Genomic DNA, 16,375 nt, shown 5'->3' with positions numbered 1-16,375 from the left:
ATGAAGAATTGGATAGAACAATTATCGGAATTTAAAAAAAAGCAACAACCTGTCGCTCTAGTTACTGTTACAAAATGTTTGGGATCAACACCATGTGTTGTAGGCTCACGAATGATTATCACAAACGATAAACAACTTCATGGAACAATAGGTGGTGGGAAATTAGAATATAAAGCTACAGATGAAGCCATGACTGCGCTTCATGAAAACAGAATTATCGAATCTAGTTATACCTTAGGTCCAGAGTTTGAACAATGTTGTGGCGGAAAAGTAGAATTTATGATAGAACCTATGAATCAATCACCAGAATTATTTTTATTTGGAGCAGGACATATTGGTGTTGAAATTGTCAAAATATTAGTCGATACACCATTTAAGGTTCATCTAATAGATTCTCGTGAAGATTGGTTTAAAGATGTTACATTAGATGACAGCATTGATTGTTGTCAAGTTAATATAGATGACTTTAAATCGTTTAGAGATGTTGTAAAATGGGGAAAGAACTGTTATGTTTTGGTACTTACTCATGATCATTCTATCGACTTTGATGTTGTAGCGATGGCGCTTCAAAATGAAACTAAGTATTTAGGCTTAATAGGAAGTAAAACCAAACGTGTTCGATTTAATAATATGCTCATTAGAGAAATGAATTTAGAGGAAGGTATGAGTAACGTAGTTTGCCCAATCGGATTGCAAATTGGAGGAGATACTCCAAAAGAAATTGCGATTAGTGTTGTTGCGCAATTATTAGAAGTGCATTACAAAGAATGAAAAATAACAAATCCATCATTGATAAATTAACTGCACTTTGGGCTTTAAACGAATCTGGTCTTGGTGGTTTTTTACATGTATTTAGCACACCTTTTACTGGAATTATTGTTGGTGGAATTTCCATTTTGCTCATTAGTTTAATTACATATTATGCTGAAAACAAATGGCAGGCGATATTAAAAGCACTGCTCATTGTTTTAATTATAAAAATGGCTGTGAGTCCGTATTCTCCATTTGGAGCTTATGTTGCAGTAAGTTTTCAAGCACTTTTTGGAGCTTTATTGTTTTCTAAATTTTCATGGAAAGGCGCTGCATTAATGGTTTTAGGAATGGTGACGTTTTTAGAATCTGCGCTTCAGAAACTATTAATACTTACAATAGTTTATGGAACTGGTTTTTGGGATGCTATCAATATTTATGGAGCTTCCGTACAAAGGAAATTAGATTTTGTTTCTGAAACATCAGCAACGTCTGTTTTAGTGACGACGTATCTTTTAGTTTACGGAATTTGCGGAATTCTAGCAGGCTTTTTTATTAAAAGCATGATTAAGATTATTTCAAACAAAAAGCAAGTCGATTTTTATTTGGAGCCTAATGATGTAGATTCGGAAAATATGGTGTCAAAAAAGCCATTTAAAACCAAAGTTATTTGGGTTTGGTTGATAACAGTTACTATTATTGTTTTGGCATTTACATTTCTTGGAGGTGATTTGTTTGGTTGGAAAGAAGGTGTTTATATCATGCTTCGTAGTTTCTTGATTTTAATGCTTTGGTATTTAATTATTGGCCCTTTTTTATTGAAAATGGTTCAGAAATATCTTAGTAAAAAGAAGTCGAAATACCAAGAGGATATTTCAAATGCAATGGATTTATTTCCATATTTCAGGCAGATTATTTCGTTTTCATGGAATGATACAAAACACTTAAATGGCTATACGCGTTTCAAACATTTTATGGCGAATAGCATCTCTAATTGTATTCATTTTAAAGTGCCTTCGGAATGATTTACATTCTAACAGGAGCTATTAGAACAGGAAAAACTACAGCTTTACTAGATTGGTCTAATACTAGAACTAATGTTGACGGATTGTTATGTCCAGATGATGAAAATGGAAAGCGCTTTTTTCTGAAAGTAAAATCTAATGAAGGATTTAAACTTGAAGTTGAATCTGAAAATAAGGTAACTATTATTGGAAACTTTAAGTTTTTGAAATCAGCTTTTACTGAAGCAAATGATTTTTTACTTTCAAAATTTTCAGAAACTGAACATAAATTCCTAATTATTGATGAATTAGGAAAGCTAGAATTGAAAAATGAGGGTTTACATCTTTCTACTGAGGCTATAATTCCTAAATATATGCAGAATGAAAATCAACATTTAATTTTGGTGGTTAGAGATTATTTGTTGGATGCTATTTTGAAGCATTATACTATTTCTAAATATAAGGTTCTGAAAAAAGAAGATTTTAAATTATGGAAATGATTTGTTGTTCCTCATCACACAATCTGTTTAGTGGAAGTGTGATGAGGAATCCATTATAGAATAGAGTTATTACTCCAATTTAGCACGTCTGTCTTTCAATATTTTAGCAAACGAACGTGTTCTAATTTCATCTAATGTTAGTCCTGTAGCTAATACTTCGTCAATTGTAATCGCTCCACTGTTTAAGGCTTTTAAAAAGTAATTTAAAAGACCTTGTCCAGTTGCAGCATCATCAAATGTGTCACCAATTAATGTCGCTTGAGCAGCTTTTTCTACGAAGGTTTTTAAACGTAGAACAGCGTCATCATAGCTTTCTAAAAAGAAGGCATAAACTGCAGTGTAACGCATTGGTAATTGTGCTGGATTTAAATCCCAACCTTGATATAAACCTTTGTATAATGAATGACGAATATGCTCATAACCTTTTAACCAAGCACGATGAACAACTTTTCTGTTTTCTTCCTCTTCCTCTTCAGTTAAATCACCACGATGTGGTCCAATTGGCATGGTATTAGTAGCGCCATCAGACAACCAAATTCCGGTGTGTGCTAAAGCCACTTTTGTTGTGTAATGTGCAAAATCACACACGTCATGATCCATTTCTTGATATGAAGCTGTAATATTGTTTGAAGCAGTATAATCGTAAGTTCCAAAATGAGTTGCGATACAGCGACCTTTGCTTGCTGCTATAAATCTGAATAATGGATTTGTTCCATTGTGATCCATTATGGATTGTGTGGTCTCGACCATCATTTCCATTTTTAGTGTTCCAGATTCTAAATTGAATTTGTCTTCAATCACTTCAAAAAAGGATACTAATGCAATAATTTGCTCAGGAATGGTCACTTTAGGTAACATTACCACAAAATTGTTTGGTAATTTCCCATTGGTTTCTGACAGTAATGTTGTTAAGAATAAATCAAGTGTTCTTTGTCCACGATGTTTTAATTCTTCAGTAAAGGGTTTGATACGAATGCCTATAAAAGGAGAAACTGTTCCGTCAGTCATTCCTAGAGCGACTTGTTTTGCTGCAAAAACAGCAGTCTCATCTTCTTCTTTGTCAGAACGATTACCAAAGCCATCTTCAAAATCGATTCTAAAATCTTCAACACCTTCGCTTTTTAATTTTGCAATTACTTTTTGATATATGTTATAAGAAAATCCAGCTGGATGATTTTTTAATTCTTCACTAGAGAAGCCTTCTAACTTTTTTATGAGCTTTAATTGTTTCTTGTTTTTTGATGGTAATTTTTTGCTTCCTTTTAATTTAAAAGCTTTACCAAATTCAATACAATTAGGAGCATAATGCAACAATGATTTTAAAGCGATACCTCCTAAAATGTCGGTTGTATTAGATTTGAATAGATTTGCTCCACCATAAACGGTGTGAATGGGTTGTCTATCTTCTCTGTCTCCTCTATATATTTTATTGAACGTTTGATTTGCCGTTTTTAAATTGTCAAAAATCGTTTCTTTTTTATCTTCTGAAATACTTAAATTCATAATTGTAATTTTATTTAAGACCTCTCGACTGCGCTCGAGGAGACCTCTAAATTGTAATTTTGCTAGTGTCAGGTCGAGCGCAGTCGAGACCTTGTTTTAAAAATATTAACTTCCTCTATAGGTTGAATACCCAAATGGATTAATTAATAATGGAATATGATAATGGCTGCCATCTGTAACTTCAAATTGTATGGAAGCTTCAGGATAAAAACCATTTTGATTATTATTTTTATAATAGTTGGCTGTGTTAAATGTCATGGTATAATTCCCTGGACTTAAAAGTTGTCCTGGAGGTAACACATCAGAAATTCGTCCATCGTTATTTGTAATGCCAACACTCATTGGTTTCCATTGGTTATTACGTAAACCTTTTAAAGTTATGAGCATGTGTTTTGCAGGAACACCAATAGATGTATCTAAAGCGTGAGTGGTTAAATGACTACTCAGATCTGCTTTTTTAGAGAGATCTTCAATAAGTTTTGCTAAACGAATAACGGTGATTTTATGCTGCTCGTTCATTGCTACGTAAATTTCATCTTCTGTATTATTGTTCAATCTAGAATTGACAATAGCCAACATCTCTTCAGCCGATTTTCCACTAGCACTTACAATAAAAATATAGCCAAATTTATCTTCGTATAATTCATTTGCTTTTGCTAAGGCTTCGATGGTTTCCATATTTGCATCAGCAACTTTAGATTGTTCGTTTCCAGCCCAATCAGCTGTATGCGCGAATTTTTCTTTTAAACTATCTACATTTCCAATTTTCGGATGACCAGTAAATGCTTCTTTAAAATCTTCTACAGAACAGTCATTATACCAAATAGAAGCTGCAGTTTTTATCAACTCATTTTCCGAAGAAAAAGGTCTGATTTCAACCATTTTGCCTGCCCAAGTTTTAGAAACACAACATTGTTCTAATTTTGAAAAAGCTTCTTGCTCCGAAAGTAAATTAAGTTGTTCTAATGTTATCATAATCTTTATTTTGGTGCACCTTGATTGATCCAACAATTAATCATATCGCGCTCTTCTTGAGTCATTAGTGTTTGATTATTGTTAAATGGCATATTTTTGCTTACCACTACACGTTGAAAAATCTTGTCACGTAAATTATAAATCTGTTCAGCTGTATCATATTTTACACCATTAGGTGCTACTTTCCAGACATCATCTGTTGGATTGGATGAATGACAAGCAGTACATCTGTTATTAATAATGGTTTGGACTTCTGTAAAGGAAACGATTTCTTGGCAATTTTCATATTTTGGAGGCGTTGGAGCAGTCATGAATGCCATTCCGAATAAAATAACCACAGAAATTGGCATCACCCAAACTGACAATTCACCTTTTTCACGAATGTTTAAATAATGTTTAACACCAGCTGTTCCTAAAGTTATTCCTATAAGAACCAACCATTGATATGTGTTTCCAAAAGTACTAGGGAAATGATTGCTGATCATTACAAACAACACAGGAAGCGTAAAATAATTATTAGTGTACGAACGTAAAAAAGCTGCTTTTCCATCGGCTGGATTTGGTGGTAATCCTTTTTTTGCAGCCGCAACCATACGTTTTTGTCCAGGAATTATAGTAAAAAATACATTGGCTGCCATTAAAGTTCCAAGAAAAGCACCAAAGTGTATATAGGCAGCTCTGCCACTAAAAACTTGTGAATAAAACCAAGCAAATAGGAAAACTAAAGCTGTTATGGCCAAAGTGAAAACCACTTTATTGTTGCTTAATCGTTTGCAAATTTGGTCATATAAAACCCAACCAATAATCAAAGAACTTATACTAATCGCTATTGCTGTAGAAGGTAAAATGTCTAAAACTTCTGGATCTATTAAATATGAACTAGCATTAAAATAATAGACAATAGAAAGTAAACAAAAACCAGACAACCATGTGAAATACGCTTCGTATTTAAACCAATGTAAGTGTTTCGGAATTTTTTTAGGAGCCAGTTTATATTTTTCAACATAATAGAATCCGCCACCATGAACAGCCCAAAGGTTTCCGGCTAATTCATCTCTTACGTTTTCGGTTCTATTCAAAGCGTTTTCTAAAAACACAAAATAGAAAGAAGCACCAATCCAAGCAATGCCAAAGGTAATATGGATAAGTCTGACTGTTAAGTTTAGCCATTCAAAAAAGTGACTTTCGTAGATGGTTCCTTTTAAGAAGAGATACAAAATCCCAATTCCACAGACAGAACCAATAACAATTAAAGCATAAAACCAATTTTGTGATGTTTGAAGCGAGTCTGCTTTATCATCATTTCCTTGTTTTTTTTGTTCTTTAATAGAATGCTGTAATTTATATGTAGCAGCAACGATTACTGAAAAAATAACAACCCAAGCTATAAGTAAGAATACTTCAATCATTTAATTTATTTAATTGTTCCAAGAATACGTAATCTACTTACACCACCATCTGGATATATTTTCAATTTAACGTGTGTAATTGGATGTTCAATTTGTATGATTTCTTTTTCGAAATAATGTTCTTGATCTGCTTCTAATTTTTGTTTAGGCAGTAATGGTTTCCATTCATGGTTTCCACTTAAAACATCGTCACTATCACAATTACAAACATCGATAGCACAAGAATCAGGATAGTTCCCTTTAAAGTGTTTTGTGTCCACTATTATTTTGTGAACGATTCCAGGATGTCCCAATTTTAGAATTACAAAATCTTCATTGTTAGGTGTTCGATTACGTTTTGTTTCCCAACCGTCTCCCATGTTTTTTCCAGTGGTAGGCGAAATAAGATTATCCATGACACTAAAAAACATATCATTGCAATGCAAAGCTTTTCCGCAGTTATTTACCAAGGCTAAATCTATCAGGTCTTCTGAATTAACTTTAGACCAATCCTTGAAAACTTCGCCATAAACTCTAAAACGCGCAACTCCACCATCTGGATAAATATGCAGACGAACGTGTGTAAAAATTTTATCTGAATCGATTTCGAAAAAGTGTTGGCTGCCAGGATCTAAAGGTGATTTTGGTAAAATTTCTTCCCAAGATAATTCGTCACAGTTGCTCCAATCAGAACTATCAGTATCTAGATTTATCGCTTCAACAGATGCAAAAGGCGGATGATTTCCTAAAAAGTGATTGGTGTCAATATCGAAACCTTTAATTTTTCCTTCAGCACCAAGTTTTAAAATTGCCCAATCATGGCCTGAGGTTCTTTTTCGTCTGGATTCCCATCCATCCATCCATTTTCCTCTTTCGGTGTATTTATCTGCAATAAAAATGCCTCGACCTTCTTTAATAAGATTTTCTTTTTCAGCAAAAAAATCGTCTGTTGCGTATAATACTTGTCCGCCAATTCTCTCAGAAGCTAGGTCTGTATATTGTTTAAGTTTATCTTCTATCATCTATCTTTTAATAATAATTGTCCTTGTTGAAGTGTTTTTAATTTTGAATTCTCAACCACTTGAACACCATTAACAAATGTATGAATTACTTTCCCAAAAACCATTTCGTTTAAATATGGCGTTGCTTTGTGTTTGTGTTGAATAGTATCTTCAGTAATTTCAAATTCTTCAGAATCATCCCAAACTACAATATCAGCATCAAATCCAGCTTTTAAATTCCCTTTTTTGTGTTCAATTCCTAAAAATTCCGCAGGTTTTTTTGTGAGTAACGGAATTAGTTTTTCAGTTTGTAACCCTTTCTCTTTTCCATTAGTATATATTATGGGAAGCGTGAATTGTAATCCTGAAATTCCTCCCCAAGCTTTAAAGAAGTCACCACTTTCTAATTGCTTACGTTCGGGTGGAGCAGGTGAGTGGTCTGAGGCTAAAAAGTCGAAACCATCGTCTAATAAGAAATTCCAAAGTTTCTCATTATTTGCTTTCTCTCTAATAGGTGGAGCGCATTTGAAAATTGGCGATTCATTTGGAATTGTTTCAGCGTTAAAATATAGATAATGCGGACAAGTTTCTACTGTCAGTTTATCTGTTTTTGATTTACGTTGTTTGATGCGTTCAATACCTTCAGAAGCTGAAAGGTGCACAATATGCATTTTAATATCGAATCGTTTTTGAATATCTAAAGCTAAATCAATCGCATTGGTTTCCCAATGTTGAGGTCGCGATTTTAAATACTCTTGATAGCTTTTTGAATTTGTGACTTCTGGAACATTGTCATCAGTTAGCTCGCAATGCAATAGCAAAGGAACATTGTATTTTTTTAGAATAGGAGCAATAGCTTCTAAATCAGTTTTTGAAACATTTGGAAACTCATCAATTCCTGAATGCGTTAGAAACCCTTTAATTCCGAAAACACCTGCTTTTATTAAATCTTCAATATCATTTTTGTTGGAAGGAATAATGCCTCCATAAAATCCGCAATTTACATGTAATTTACCTTTTGAAGCGTCTTGTTTTAGTTGGAAAGCTTCTAGGTCTGTAGTCACTGGACTTGCATTTAAAGGCATTTCAATTAGTGTTGTTACGCCTCCAATTGCAGCAGCTTTTGTCGCTGTATCAAAACCTTCCCAATTTTCTCGTCCAGGTTCGTTAATGTGAACATGAACATCGATAATTCCAGGCATAACAATTAGATGTTCATAATCTAAAAAAGGAAGATTTGGCGTTTCATTTCTACCAGAATAAATACAAAGAATTTTATCACTTTTAATATGAATTGTGGACTCAATGAATTGGTCATTGATAAAGCAACGCTTACTGTAAATTAGAAATTCGGTCATCATCTTATTTACTATATAAACTCATTAAAACTTTTTCAGGAGTCATTGGTGCATGGAATTTTAAATCGTAGTTAGGATTGAACGCTTTAATGGCATTTTGAAGTGCAAAATAAGCTCCAATGCCATACATCAAAGGAGGTTCTCCAACAGCTTTTGATTTTAAAATAGCCATATCATTTCCTTCAGTTTCTACAGGAATTACTTCTACGTTTTTAGGAACTGAAAATATATCTGGAACTTTATATGTTGATAAAGCATTTGAAAGTAATCGACCATCTTCATTATAAGCAATTTCTTCCATAGTCATCCAGCCGATTCCTTGAATTAGAGCACCTTCAACTTGACCTAAATCAATACCTTCACTCATACTTTTTCCATAGTCATGAACAATTTTAACGGAATCAAATTCGTAAGTGCCACGAGTACAATCTACAGTAGTTGTAATAATGGCTGTTCCGTAAACATGATAGGCAAAAGGATGCCCTTTTTCTTTTGTTTTATCGAAGTGAATCTCTGGTGTTGCATAATGTGCATTTTCAGTTAAAGCCACACGTTTTAGCATGGTTTTACTGATGAGTTCAGTCCAAGATAATTCTGATTTCTTATTATTTACGTAAACAAACTCATCTTTTAATTCGATGTTGTCTTCGGAAGTGTTTAAGTCTTCAGAAGCTACAGTTTTTAAACGACCAAGTAAAGCATTACAAGCTTTTAGCGTTGCTTTTCCATTCAAATCTGCAGTAGAACTTGCAGCAGAAGGAGACGTATTGGCAACACGCGTTGTATTTGTTGTTTCAATTTTTGTTTTTTCAATAGGAATAGAAAACACTTGTGCAGCGATTTGCATCATTTTAGTGTTGACACCTTGACCCATTTCTACAGCAGCAGTGCTGATTCCGACGCTTCCATCGAGATAAATATGAACTAAAGCACGAGCGTGATTCATTGGTGTATTGGTAAATGAAATACCAAATGTAATTGGCATAAACGCTAAGCCTTTTTTGAAGTTTGAATTGGTCGCATTAAAGTCTTCAATCTCTTTCTCTAAGTCTTCACTATTGAAAATGGATTTTGCTGAATTCCAAGTGTTTTTAGCTTCAACTTTTTTAGCGATTTGACCATAAGAAAAGCTGTTGTTTTCATCTAATAAATTGGCTTCTTGAATTTGTCTAGGTGATACACCAATTTCATTGGCGGCTTTTGCAATAGCGGATTCTATAACGAACATACCTTGCGGACCACCAAAACCTCGAAACGCTGTGTTAGGAGGAAGATGAGTTTTACAACTAATTACTGTGGTTTCTACATTTGGAACAAAATAACTATTGGTTGCATGAAACAACGTTCGCTCAGCAATTGCTGGAGATAAATCGGCTGCAGCACCTGAATTTTGTAGAAATTCGGCTTGGTAAGCCAAAATTTTCAAGTCTTTTGATAAGCCAATTTTATAAGTGCTTTCATAAGGATGACGCTTGCCAGTCATTCGTAAATCGTCATGACGATTCAAGATCAATTTTACAGACTGATTTAAATGGTAAGCTGCTAAAGCAGCCATTACAGCCCAAGGTGTTGCTTGATCTTCTTTACCTCCAAATCCACCTCCAAGACGCGTGACATCGACTTCAATTTTATGCATAGCAACACCCAAAACCTGAGCCACTGTTTTTTGAACAGCAGTTGGCCCTTGAGTTGAAGATGTTATTTTTATGTTTCCATTTTCTAGAGGTTCAGCATAAGCGCCTTGAGCCTCGATGTATAAATGCTCTTGACCATTCGAAAAAGTTTCACCTTCAAAAATATACTCACAATCGTTGAATCCTTTTTCAGCATCACCTAAACTAAAAGAACGTGGTGCATTGATGAAACTTCCTTTAGCTTTTGCCTCTTTTGAAGTTGTAATGACTGGTAAGTCTTCGATTTCAATTTCGATTAAACCCCTTGCTTTTCTGGCAATAAATTCAGATTCAGCAACAATTAAAGCAATTGGCATTCCCCAAAAATGAACGTCATCTTCAGCAAATAAAGGTTCATCTGGAATAATACCTCCAATTTGGTTTTCTCCAGGAACATCTTTGTAAGTAAAAATACGTTCAACACCTTCCAAAGCTTCTGCTTTAGAATAATCGATATGTTTAATTTTTCCGTGTGCTTTTGGAGAATCAAAAACAACACCATGAAACGTGCCTTGCCTGATATTAACATCATCTACATATAGAGATTCACCACGAACATGCGTATACGAATCTAAGTTTTTGATGCTCTGTTTTAAAGCAATTGAAACGGCATTTAATTTAGAATCTAATGTGGTATTTGATTTGTGTTTATGCATGCTGAACAAAATCGTTTAAAGTGAATTGCTTTGGAAATAATTCTATGAAGTGCGCGAAGAATAATTGTCTACCAAGTAAACGCTTGTAATCACTAGTTCCACGAACATCACTAATTGGCGAAATTTCATTTTGAAGCACCTCATTAGCTTCAAGTATAGTTTCCGTAGTTAGTGTTTTTCCTTTTAAAAAACTTGAAGTATCGTGTAAGTATTTCGGAATAGCTGCAACTCCACCAATGGAAACATGCGCTTCAGAAATAACATTATTTTCAACAAATAGATGAATTGCTGAATTGACACTTGCAATATCTAGATGTGTTCGTTTACACACTTTTTCGAAATTGAAAAACGATTGCTTCGTTGGCAATTTAAAGCTAATGGTTTTTAGTAACTCTCCATCATTTAAATCATAGGTTTTATAGCCTTGATAGAAGTCTTTAAGTGGAAGAATTCGCTCTTTTTCGTTTTCATTTGAAATCGTAATAGTACTGTTTAGTGCTAAAAAGAAAATTGTCATGTCACCAATTGGCGACGCATTTGCTAAGTTGCCACCAAAAGATGCCATGTTTCTAATTTGTTCTGAAGACACGAGTTTAAGGTGCTTTTTGAGATTAAGAAAGTGGTTATTGATTTCAGAGTGATTCCATAAATCTGAAACGGTAGAATTCGTACCAATTGTACAAACATTATTTACAATGCTAATTCCTTTTAGATAATCTTTTTCAGCAATTAAATGCACTGAGTTATCAGCTAAATGATCGGCTTGTTGTACATATAAATCGGTTCCTCCAGACACGTATTTTCCTTTGGGTTGATTCAAATCTTTTACTTCAATAGCTTTTAAACGTTGAGGAATGCTTTCAAAATACTCTGGAATAAATCCATTTTCAATTAGCCATTTTAAAGAATTTTTTTCTTGACCCTCTAACTTTTCAACAACTTGATATGCAGCTTTTTCAATAGACTTATAGCCTGTGCATCTGCAAATATTTCCACTAATGGCATCAAGTGCATTATTATAGTTGTTTTCAGAATTAGATAAGGCAAAACCTGTTAGAGCAACCACAAATCCAGGAGTGCAAAATCCGCATTGTGTAGCGTAATTTGCTTTCATGGCTTCTTGAGCAGCGGTTAATTTGTTTTTTAAATTGGTGCCTTCAACAGTAACAATATGTTTTCCATGTGCATTCCCTAAAGGAGAAATACAAGAGGTGATACTTTGGTATTGAATCGTATTATTTTTTAGGGTTCCAACTAAAGCTGTACATGCACCACAATCACCTTCACGACAGCCAATTTTGGTTCCTGTAAGGCGTTGTTCATATCGAACAAAATCTAATAACGTCATTCCTGAATGCTCAGGCGTTTTTATGGTTTTATTATTTAGGATGAAGGTAATCATGTATTAATATTCCGTTTTATCTTCTTTTTTTGTCCATTCTTGAAATGGTTGTAAAGCAATCTCACGAGCTAATTGTTCAAAAGGAATGCTTCTTTCGGCATAAGGCAGTGGGATTTCTTTATAAATAAATTCGTCATCAAAACCAATATTAGCTGCGTCTACTTGATTACTTCCATAATATACTTTGTCTGGTCTTGCCCAATAAATTGCGCCTAAGCACATTGGACAAGGTTCACAAGAGGTGTAAATTTCACAACCATCTAATTGAAATGAGTCTAGGTTTTTACAAGCATCTCGAATGGCTGTAACTTCTGCATGTGCAGTTGGATCATTAGTTGAGGTGACTTTATTGTTTCCTCGTCCGACGATTTTTCCGCCTTTAACGACTACACACCCAAATGGTCCGCCTTCGTTGTTATTCATTCCTTTTAGAGCTGAATTTACAGCTTCCTGCATAAATTTATCTTTGCACATGTGGATTTTAGTTATTTAATTAAAAAAAGTTGAACAAGCTAATATACTATTTTCCTTAATTATAGTGTGATTATTAGCTTAGACTTATTCAAAAATTCAATTTCAGTCATTAATATTTTTTTATTAAATATAGTAGAAAGCACTAAGGACGTAGTAATTCTTAATGTATTTCTTTATCTTTTGTAAGTAGGATATGGCTCGTCTAATACTTTTTATGTTGTTTTAGCAATCATTACAATATTTATTGGTGTCTTTAATATTCACGGTTGTAACGGTGTAGTTGTTTTTGAAAGGAAAACGTTGGATGCATATTAAGCGAGGAACACTTGTTAAACTAAAAAGGCCGATTCAATTGAATCGGGCTTTTTAGTGATGGTGTATTTGTCACTTCTAATTAGGTTTGTAGTAAACCAACTTAATCTTCTATTATAGAATAATGTTGACTAGATTATTGCATAATCATAATTTCTCCATCTTTAGGAATTAAAACATTATCAATTAGATTATTATTTGTTAATACTTCTTTTAGTTCTTTTCTGGTTAATGGGCAATGATTTATAGATTCCATGTGATTTGCAATCACTTTTCCTGATGCATTTTTTATAAATTTAATAATGTCTTCTTTGCTCATAATTAATTGCTTAAATAAGTCAAATTGAGCTGTGCCACAAGCTAAAACACTAATGTCTGGTTTATACGCTTTCAAAACTTTATCTACAGAGTTAGTGTAAATGGTATCTGAACTCAGATAAATTGATTTTTGATTGGGTAGCTTAAAATAAAATCCAATAACATTTCCCATAGGTTTAGCAACAAATCCGTATCCATGTTTAGCAGGAATACCTTCAATGGTTCCACCTAAAAATTGTTGTTTCTCCCAATGTTTTATAGATTGAACAACATTTAACCCTCTTTTTTTTAATGCTTTTTCATCCTTTACACTACATGTAATTGGGATGTTTTTTTTGATTAAGAATTTAACTCCTTTATTATCAATATGATCTGGATGTTGATGTGTTATGAGGCAATGTGTTACTTTTTCTAATATCAAATTAGAATTTATAGGAAGAGGAACTGTTGGATTTCTTCTTGCTTTATGTCTGAAAAAAGTAAAAGAGGGCATGACTCCTTGGTCTCCTAACATTGGATCAATTAAAATGACATCTTTCTCTGTTTCCACAACCATTGTGGCATTTCTTAAATGGTGAATCTTTAGCATTTTTTATGTTTTTATAGTGAAAGTAGCTGTTAAACCAACACCAAAATTTCTAGGTAAACTTTGAACACCAAAAATGGATCTCGAATGCTTTCCTTTTTCTTCTAAGATATTAACAAATATATCAGAAGCTCCATTAACAACTATAGGAGAATCATCCCAATTTTTAGAAGATTGATAATATGCATCAATATGATTTAATCCAATTACATTTTCAAAGCCTACCTTAGTGTGTATTTGTGAAATTACATTTAAAGCACAAAGCTCCATTGCTTTATAACCATCCTGAGTACTTAGTTCATTGCCTAATTTTCCTTGATAGAGGTACACTTCGTTTTTTATAGGAAATTGAATGGCAACATATGCAATATTCCCTCTTATGTTTACGGAAACATAAGAACCTCCCGGAACTGTTAATTCAGGAAGTTCAAGTTTATGCTTCTTAAGATTTGTTATTAGGTTCATCTTTTTTAATTTTTATTTTCTGTTTTTTAAAGCCTCAAACACAGATATCTCAAAAATCTAATCTGGATTATAGATTTAAAACTAATAATTAGTAATCGGTATATCCTACTTCACTCGGTGAATAAAAGGTCTCCATATCTGGAGCTACTAATTTAGTTTTATTCTGAAGTTTTTCAACTAGGTTTGGATTAGATATAAATGGTCTGCCTACGTATACCAAGTCTAAACCACTAGCTAAAATAGCTTTTGCTTTTTCTTCAGAATCAACATCTCCACCAGAAATAACGACACCTTTAAAATTTTCTTTTATAATTTGTTTGATGTTAAGAGTGAAATCGGGAGCACCAAAAGCAACTCTTTGATCTACAATATGAATATAAGCGAGTTCAATTTTCGCTAATTCTTTAGCTAAATAAATAAATGTGCCTTCTAATTCTTCATAATCTGATAGCATATCATTGTAGGCTCCATATGGCGAAACTCGAATTCCAACTTTTTCTGACCCAATCTCATCGGCTACTTTTTTTGCCGTTTCTAATACGAATCTAGTTCTGTTTTCAATTGAGCCTCCATATTGATCTTCTCTTTTATTGGATTTAGGATTGATAAACTGATTCATTAGATATCCATTAGCTGCATGTAATTCAACTCCATCAATACCCGCTTCAGTCAGCAGTCGTCTAGCCGCTATTACGTGTTCGTTTTGAGTATTCACTACCTCTTTGAGTGTCATGGCCTTTGGCGTTTCATGGGTAACCATTCCTGTTTCGGTAAACATTTCGCCAGCCGCTTGAATATTTGAAGGTGCTAAGGTAACTGTTCCATTTGGCATATTTGCCTTGGCAGTAATTCTTCCAGTATGCATAAGCTGAACAAATATTTTTCCTCCCTTAGAATGAACCGACTCAGCAATTTTTTTCCATCCTGAAATTTGTGCATCAGTATATGCGCCTGGTATTCTTGGATATCCAATACCATTTGGTGAAGGTGAAGTGCCTTCACTTATAATAAGTCCTGCACTTGATCTTTGTTGATAATATTTTGCCATCAAATCATTTGGAATATTGTCTATAGCACGACAACGAGTTAATGGTGCCATTACAATTCTATTTTTTAGTTCTATTGCCTTTCCTAATTGGAAACTATTAAATACATTCATCTTTCTAGATTATTTAATTTTCTACTTACTAATAACGTAACTTCTTTGTTTTAAATTCCATGAATTTTAATTCCTTGTGTTTGTCTATAGCTAAATGTAGTTACTCCTAATTATTAGTTTGTATTTGATTAATGCTACCATTTTGTTTGAATTTTAAAGTTTGATTTGTTCTTTTAATTTTTTTAATTCATCTTCTAATTTTGCTATGTAATCTTGCTGTGGTTTAAAAGCTTCATTTATTTCTGTTGTTGTATATCTAGGTGTTATATGTTGCGGGCAGTTCCAATCATAGGCTTCAATATTGAATACCATCATTCTTTCTGGTCGAAACTTATAGTCATTTAAATCCATAAACTCATACAAATCTGGATTGTTTTTAAGTTCCACAATTTCTGATTTAGCAAAAATTTTAAGACGTTTTTTTGTTGGATAATCAATCATTATTAGTGCAACATTTTTGTTAGTTGCTATGTTTCCTACTGAAACATATTGTTTGTTGCCAATAAAATCAATAAAACCTATTCGCTTTGTATCTAGTATTTTTAAAAATCCTTTTGGACCTCCACGATGTTGTATGTAAGGAAATTTATTAGTTCCTATTGAAGCTAGATAAAAACTGTCTCTAGCTTGAATGAAGGAAACTTCATTTATTGTTAATCCATCAATGATATTATATTTCTCCATACGCTCATAAGCGTTGCGACTTCCATGATGTTCTTGTAGTTTTTTTACTGAATCAGTAAAGGCAATTTCTGCAAAATTTTTCGCCATGGTTTTTGTTTTTTAATAATGATGCTCTCGATTTAAAATAAAAAGGGAGAGAAACCATATCAATCTCTCTTCCCGTTTTT

Annotated in this window: 15 protein-coding genes; 3 read left to right on the top strand and 12 right to left on the bottom strand. The window is 33.3% G+C overall.

The window, feature by feature from the left end; genetic code table 11:
* From xdhC to MUN68_RS14190, 3 genes are read left to right on the top strand one after another with little or no spacing between them, the layout of a single operon-like run.
* Positions 1-771: a xanthine dehydrogenase accessory protein XdhC gene (gene xdhC / locus MUN68_RS14200; RefSeq protein ID WP_249993815.1), complete on the top strand. Its 771-nt coding sequence runs from the start codon at positions 1-3 to the stop codon at positions 769-771.
* A complete protein-coding gene (locus MUN68_RS14195) occupies positions 768-1,775 on the top strand; it encodes a hypothetical protein (protein WP_249993825.1) in 1,008 nt (335 codons plus the stop codon). The genes xdhC and MUN68_RS14195 overlap by 4 nt, the downstream gene beginning before the upstream one ends.
* Entirely contained in the window at positions 1,772-2,254 is a 483-nt protein-coding gene (locus MUN68_RS14190; RefSeq protein ID WP_249993827.1) for a nucleoside-triphosphatase, read from the top strand. The genes MUN68_RS14195 and MUN68_RS14190 overlap by 4 nt, the downstream gene beginning before the upstream one ends.
* Before the next feature lie 69 nt (positions 2,255-2,323).
* On the opposite strand, the gene MUN68_RS14185 is transcribed toward MUN68_RS14190, so the two are convergent.
* The 12 genes from MUN68_RS14185 to MUN68_RS14130 all read right to left on the bottom strand — a co-directional run bounded on the left by MUN68_RS14185 (position 2,324) and on the right by MUN68_RS14130 (position 16,295).
* Complete coding sequence (locus MUN68_RS14185; protein WP_249993829.1) at positions 2,324-3,757, bottom strand: DUF6986 family protein; 1,434 nt, start codon at positions 3,755-3,757, stop codon at positions 2,324-2,326.
* Between the two features lie 105 nt (positions 3,758-3,862).
* The gene (gene uraD, locus MUN68_RS14180; RefSeq protein WP_249993831.1) at positions 3,863-4,732 is read right to left on the bottom strand and encodes a 2-oxo-4-hydroxy-4-carboxy-5-ureidoimidazoline decarboxylase; all 870 of its coding nucleotides are present in this window, start codon (positions 4,730-4,732) and stop codon (positions 3,863-3,865) included.
* A 5-nt stretch (positions 4,733-4,737) separates the two neighbouring features.
* Positions 4,738-6,141, bottom strand: coding sequence for a urate hydroxylase PuuD (locus MUN68_RS14175; RefSeq protein WP_249993834.1), 1,404 nt, complete (start codon positions 6,139-6,141; stop codon positions 4,738-4,740).
* A gap of 5 nt (positions 6,142-6,146) precedes the next feature.
* Positions 6,147-7,142, bottom strand: coding sequence for an allantoicase (gene alc / locus MUN68_RS14170; protein WP_249993836.1), 996 nt, complete (start codon positions 7,140-7,142; stop codon positions 6,147-6,149).
* Positions 7,139-8,482 carry an allantoinase AllB gene (gene allB / locus MUN68_RS14165; RefSeq protein ID WP_249993846.1) on the bottom strand — a complete coding sequence of 448 codons (1,344 nt, stop codon included), beginning with the start codon at positions 8,480-8,482 and terminating at the stop codon, positions 7,139-7,141. The genes alc and allB overlap by 4 nt, the downstream gene beginning before the upstream one ends.
* 1 nt (position 8,483) lies before the next feature.
* A complete protein-coding gene (locus tag MUN68_RS14160) occupies positions 8,484-10,808 on the bottom strand; it encodes a xanthine dehydrogenase molybdopterin binding subunit (protein ID WP_249993848.1) in 2,325 nt (774 codons plus the stop codon).
* Positions 10,801-12,210, bottom strand: a complete 1,410-nt coding sequence (locus tag MUN68_RS14155; protein WP_249993850.1) for an FAD binding domain-containing protein — start codon at positions 12,208-12,210, stop codon at positions 10,801-10,803. The genes MUN68_RS14160 and MUN68_RS14155 overlap by 8 nt, the downstream gene beginning before the upstream one ends.
* A gap of 3 nt (positions 12,211-12,213) precedes the next feature.
* The gene (locus MUN68_RS14150) at positions 12,214-12,684 is read right to left on the bottom strand and encodes a nucleoside deaminase (RefSeq protein WP_249993852.1); all 471 of its coding nucleotides are present in this window, start codon (positions 12,682-12,684) and stop codon (positions 12,214-12,216) included.
* A gap of 448 nt (positions 12,685-13,132) precedes the next feature.
* Entirely contained in the window at positions 13,133-13,903 is a 771-nt protein-coding gene (locus MUN68_RS14145) for an MBL fold metallo-hydrolase (RefSeq protein WP_249993854.1), read from the bottom strand.
* Positions 13,904-13,906: 3 nt separating this feature from the next.
* On the bottom strand, positions 13,907-14,365 hold the full coding sequence (locus tag MUN68_RS14140) for a RidA family protein (RefSeq protein WP_249993856.1): 459 nt from the start codon (positions 14,363-14,365) through the stop codon (positions 13,907-13,909).
* An 88-nt stretch (positions 14,366-14,453) separates the two neighbouring features.
* On the bottom strand, positions 14,454-15,464 hold the full coding sequence (locus MUN68_RS14135) for an alkene reductase (RefSeq protein WP_249993859.1): 1,011 nt from the start codon (positions 15,462-15,464) through the stop codon (positions 14,454-14,456).
* Between the two features lie 213 nt (positions 15,465-15,677).
* Positions 15,678-16,295, bottom strand: coding sequence for a pyridoxamine 5'-phosphate oxidase family protein (locus MUN68_RS14130; protein ID WP_249993861.1), 618 nt, complete (start codon positions 16,293-16,295; stop codon positions 15,678-15,680).
* Positions 16,296-16,375 lie beyond the last annotated feature (80 nt).

Source organism: Psychroserpens ponticola (assembly GCF_023556315.2).
GTDB classification, from domain to species: Bacteria; Bacteroidota; Bacteroidia; order Flavobacteriales; family Flavobacteriaceae; genus Psychroserpens; species Psychroserpens ponticola.
This window is presented reverse-complemented; position numbering and strand designations above follow the sequence as displayed.

What these genes read in the sequence shown, in the direction of transcription:
- xdhC (WP_249993815.1), top strand. Translation starts at nt 1, where the DNA reads ATGAAGAATTGGATAGAACAATTATCGGAATTTAAAAAAAAGCAACAA.
- MUN68_RS14195 (WP_249993825.1), top strand. Translation starts at nt 768, where the DNA reads ATGAAAAATAACAAATCCATCATTGATAAATTAACTGCACTTTGGGCT.
- MUN68_RS14190 (WP_249993827.1), top strand. Translation starts at nt 1,772, where the DNA reads ATGATTTACATTCTAACAGGAGCTATTAGAACAGGAAAAACTACAGCT.
- MUN68_RS14185 (WP_249993829.1), bottom strand. Translation starts at nt 3,757, where the DNA reads ATGAATTTAAGTATTTCAGAAGATAAAAAAGAAACGATTTTTGACAAT.
- uraD (WP_249993831.1), bottom strand. Translation starts at nt 4,732, where the DNA reads ATGATAACATTAGAACAACTTAATTTACTTTCGGAGCAAGAAGCTTTT.
- MUN68_RS14175 (WP_249993834.1), bottom strand. Translation starts at nt 6,141, where the DNA reads ATGATTGAAGTATTCTTACTTATAGCTTGGGTTGTTATTTTTTCAGTA.
- alc (WP_249993836.1), bottom strand. Translation starts at nt 7,142, where the DNA reads ATGATAGAAGATAAACTTAAACAATATACAGACCTAGCTTCTGAGAGA.
- allB (WP_249993846.1), bottom strand. Translation starts at nt 8,482, where the DNA reads ATGATGACCGAATTTCTAATTTACAGTAAGCGTTGCTTTATCAATGAC.
- MUN68_RS14160 (WP_249993848.1), bottom strand. Translation starts at nt 10,808, where the DNA reads ATGCATAAACACAAATCAAATACCACATTAGATTCTAAATTAAATGCC.
- MUN68_RS14155 (WP_249993850.1), bottom strand. Translation starts at nt 12,210, where the DNA reads ATGATTACCTTCATCCTAAATAATAAAACCATAAAAACGCCTGAGCAT.
- MUN68_RS14150 (WP_249993852.1), bottom strand. Translation starts at nt 12,684, where the DNA reads ATGTGCAAAGATAAATTTATGCAGGAAGCTGTAAATTCAGCTCTAAAA.
- MUN68_RS14145 (WP_249993854.1), bottom strand. Translation starts at nt 13,903, where the DNA reads ATGCTAAAGATTCACCATTTAAGAAATGCCACAATGGTTGTGGAAACA.
- MUN68_RS14140 (WP_249993856.1), bottom strand. Translation starts at nt 14,365, where the DNA reads ATGAACCTAATAACAAATCTTAAGAAGCATAAACTTGAACTTCCTGAA.
- MUN68_RS14135 (WP_249993859.1), bottom strand. Translation starts at nt 15,464, where the DNA reads ATGGCACCATTAACTCGTTGTCGTGCTATAGACAATATTCCAAATGAT.
- MUN68_RS14130 (WP_249993861.1), bottom strand. Translation starts at nt 16,295, where the DNA reads ATGGCGAAAAATTTTGCAGAAATTGCCTTTACTGATTCAGTAAAAAAA.